Here is a 3,347-nt window from a genome sequence, read left to right on the forward strand (position 1 = left end):
GGCGATGCCCACCGCGATGACGGCGCGCTGCAGCAGCCCGAGCGGCGTGCCCTCCCAGACGAGCCGGGAACGCACGGCCCAGCCCGCGAACGCGCCGGCCGCGACGGGGACGAGCACCACGATCAGCATCCACATGGAGGTGTTCTCCGGCAGCAGCCCGAACACGGGGATGCCGGGGACCACGCCGAGCTGGGTGCCGGCGGGCGACACCGCGGTGCCGGCGCCGACCGCGAAGCCGGGACCGGCGAGCCACGCCGCCGCCCACACGATCAGGGTGGGCAGATACGCCAGCTGCGCGAGCGTGAGCACGGTGGCGCCGAGCGCGTCGACGCGCGCACCCTGGAACAGCGCGACCACGTCACCGCCGCGGGTCAGCACCGACAGGGCCACGGCGAGCGCCGCCGCTCCGGTCACGCCGACCAGGACGAAGGCCGCACCCCGGACGATCGCCGCGGGCACGGGAGCCCAGTCCTCCCGCGCGTCGAGGCGGTCGTGCAGGCGGTCGAGGAGGCCGCCGTCGCCGTCGTCCCAGGCCACCCGGACGGCGCCGCAGACGGCGCCCACCAGATAGACGGCGGCGGGCAGCAGGATCGCGAGCGGCAGCGGCGTGCGCACCGCATCGAGCCGTGCCGTCAGCGCGACCAGTGTGGAGATCGCGACGAACACGGCGGAGCCGGACAGGGCACCCAGCAGCCACGCCCCCGCGTGGGCGGCGCGCGCTCCGGAGCGCGCGGCGAACAGGAGCGTGAAGAACAGCAGCAGCAGGGGCGTGATCGACACCGCGAACGATGCGGCCTGCGCGGGGATGCCCAGCGTGACGAGGAGCTCGTCCGGGATCGTGACCTCGAGCGGGACGCCGTGCCCGAACTCCCAGAGCGTGCCCGTGAGGGGCCAGAGCGCACCCCAGTCGGCCGTGACGCCGAACGCGACCGTCCACAGCAGCGTCAGCGGCGCCAGGAGCACGGCCAGTCCGACCGCGGCCGCGATGGCGGCGTCGAAGGCGGCGAGGAGCGCGACGAGGAGGCGTTGCATAGCGATTCGAGACTACGACGAGTTGCCGTGCGGCTCCTCGGGGCGCGCGCGGGGCGGGCGACACGGTAGCGTTTCTCCGGAGGTTACCCGATGACAACTGCCCCGCCCGCCCCGGCGACCGCCGAGCCCACCGGCGCCCTGGACCGCTTCTTCGAGATCAGCAAGCGCGGATCGACGATCGGCACCGAGATCCGAGGGGGCCTGGTGACGTTCGTCACGATGGCCTACATCGTGATCCTCAACCCGATCATCCTGTCCGGCAAACCCGACGTCGCCGGGAACATGCTGGACTTCAACGCGGTCGGTGCCGCGACCGCCCTGACCGCCGGCGTCATGACGATCCTGTTCGGGCTCGTCACGCGTCTGCCGTTCGGCTTCGCCGCCGGACTCGGCATCAACGCGTTCGTCGCGTTCTCCGTGGTCGGCCAGGTGACCTGGCCCGAGGCCATGGCGCTGGTGATGATCAACGGCGTCGTGATCGTGCTGCTCGCCGCCACCGGACTGCGCAAGGCGATCTTCGACGCGGTGCCGTTCCAGCTCAAGATCGCGATCACGGTCGGCATCGGCCTGTTCATCGCGTTCATCGGCTTCGTCAACTCCGGCTTCGTCACCGCGACCGGTGCCTCCTCGCCGCCCGTCGGGCTCGGGGTCAACGGCTCCGTCGCGACCGTGCCGAGCCTGCTGTTCGTGATCACGCTGCTGCTGACGGGCATCCTCGTCGCGCTGCGCATCAAGGGCGGCATGCTGATCGGCCTGATCGGCGGCACCGTGCTCGCCGTGATCGTCGAGGCCGTCTGGCACATCGGCGCCCGCGGCTTCGACGACGAGGGCAACGTGGTCAACCCGGGCGGCTGGGGTCTGACGGTTCCCGCGCTGAACGGCTCCCCCGTGGGCGTGCCCGACCTGAGCCTGATCGGCGCGGTGGACTTCTCGTTCGACCTCGGCAAGGTCAGCCTCGTCGCGCTCGTGATGATCGTCTTCACCCTGCTCTTCACGAACTTCTTCGACGCGATGGGCACCATGACGGGTCTCGCGAAGGAGGCGAACCTGGCCGACGACAACGGCGACTTCCCGCGCATCAAGTCGGCGCTGGTGGTCGAGGGCGTCGGTGCGATCGCGGGTGGCGCGACCTCGTCGTCGTCGAGCACGGTGTTCATCGAGTCGGGCGCGGGGATCGGCGAGGGTGCCCGCACGGGCCTGGCCAACGTCGTGACCGGCGTGGTGTTCCTGATCGCGATGTTCCTGACCCCGCTCACCTCGATCGTCCCGACCGAGATCGCCGCGGCGGCCCTGATCATCGTCGGTGCCATGATGATGGCGCAGATCCGGCACATCGACTTCGGCGACTTCCGCGTGCTGCTGCCGGTGTTCCTCACGGTCTCCGTGATGCCGCTGACGTACTCGATCGCGAACGGCATCGGCGCGGGCTTCGTGAGCTGGGTGCTCATCCACGCGTTCTCCGGCCGGGCGAAGACCATCAGCCCGCTACTGTGGGTGGTCGGTGCCGGCTTCCTGATCTTCTTCGCACGCGGACCCATCGAGGCGCTGTTCGGCGTCGGGATCTGACGAGCGGATCCACGGAGGGGCGGGTGCTGCGGCACCCGCCCCTCCGTGGTTTCCCTGGGCCTCAGGCGTAGGCGGCGGCGAACTCGGCGGACGGCTCGATCGGCTCGATCACGTCGATCAGCACCCCGCCGGGAGCCTCGACGATGAAGTGCCGCTGACCGAAGTCCTCATCGCGCAGGGCCAGCCGTTCGGTCAGTCCGCGCTCCCCCACCAGCCGGGCGTGCTCGGCGGCGGCGTCTGGCACCTCGACGTTCAGCAGCAGTCCGGTGACCGGTGCGCGGAAGCCCTCCGGGATGGTCTCGTGCGTGCGGTCGAGGATCGCGAGCTCTCCCCCGTCGAAGCGCAGGCTCACGTACCAGTCGGCCTCGAACGTCGTGTCGAATCCGAGCTCCTCGCGATAGAACCGCGCGGCCGCGGACACGTCGTCCACCATCAGCACCGGGTAGAAGCTGGTGATCTCCATCGTCACTCCTTTACATACTGCGTGTTTGTATTCGTCCGGCTAGAATACATACAACACGTACGTAAAGGAACCCGCATGCCCCGCGCCTCCGCCGCCGACGCCGCCGCCACGGCCCGCCGCATCCTCGACACCGCCAGCGCGCACTTCGCCGCACACGGATACGCGGCGGCTTCGGTCGACGACATCGCCCGGGCCGCGGGCGTGACGCGCGGCGCCGTGTACCACCACTACGACTCGAAGCCCGGACTGTTCGCGGCCGTCGCCTCCGCCGTGCTCGCGCTGCTGA

General features: G+C 70.5%; 4 protein-coding genes. 2 read left to right on the forward strand and 2 right to left on the reverse strand.

From position 1 onward, the window contains the following. The coding region (locus DW309_RS03480) for a cell division protein PerM (protein WP_136044565.1) at positions 1–1,032 on the reverse strand (1,032 nt) is incomplete at its 3' end. Between the two features lie 90 nt (positions 1,033–1,122). Here DW309_RS03480 and DW309_RS03485 point away from each other — a divergent pair. Further along, positions 1,123–2,598 carry an NCS2 family permease gene (locus DW309_RS03485; RefSeq protein WP_136044566.1) on the forward strand — a complete coding sequence of 492 codons (1,476 nt, stop codon included), beginning with the start codon at positions 1,123–1,125 and terminating at the stop codon, positions 2,596–2,598. Between the two features lie 61 nt (positions 2,599–2,659). Here DW309_RS03485 and DW309_RS03490 read toward each other — a convergent pair whose 3' ends face one another. Then, a complete protein-coding gene (locus DW309_RS03490) occupies positions 2,660–3,061 on the reverse strand; it encodes a VOC family protein (RefSeq protein ID WP_136031025.1) in 402 nt (133 codons plus the stop codon). Positions 3,062–3,136: 75 nt separating this feature from the next. On the opposite strand from DW309_RS03490, the gene DW309_RS03495 reads away from it, so the two are divergent. Then, positions 3,137–3,347, forward strand: a 211-nt coding sequence (locus DW309_RS03495; RefSeq protein WP_136044567.1) for a TetR family transcriptional regulator, incomplete at its 3' end; no start/stop codon positions are given.

The organism is Microbacterium sp. K41 (genome assembly GCF_004794395.1).
Classification (GTDB): domain Bacteria; phylum Actinomycetota; class Actinomycetes; order Actinomycetales; family Microbacteriaceae; genus Microbacterium; species Microbacterium sufflavum.

What these genes read in the sequence shown, in the direction of transcription:
- DW309_RS03485 (WP_136044566.1), top strand. Translation starts at nt 1,123, where the DNA reads ATGACAACTGCCCCGCCCGCCCCGGCGACCGCCGAGCCCACCGGCGCC.
- DW309_RS03490 (WP_136031025.1), bottom strand. Translation starts at nt 3,061, where the DNA reads ATGGAGATCACCAGCTTCTACCCGGTGCTGATGGTGGACGACGTGTCC.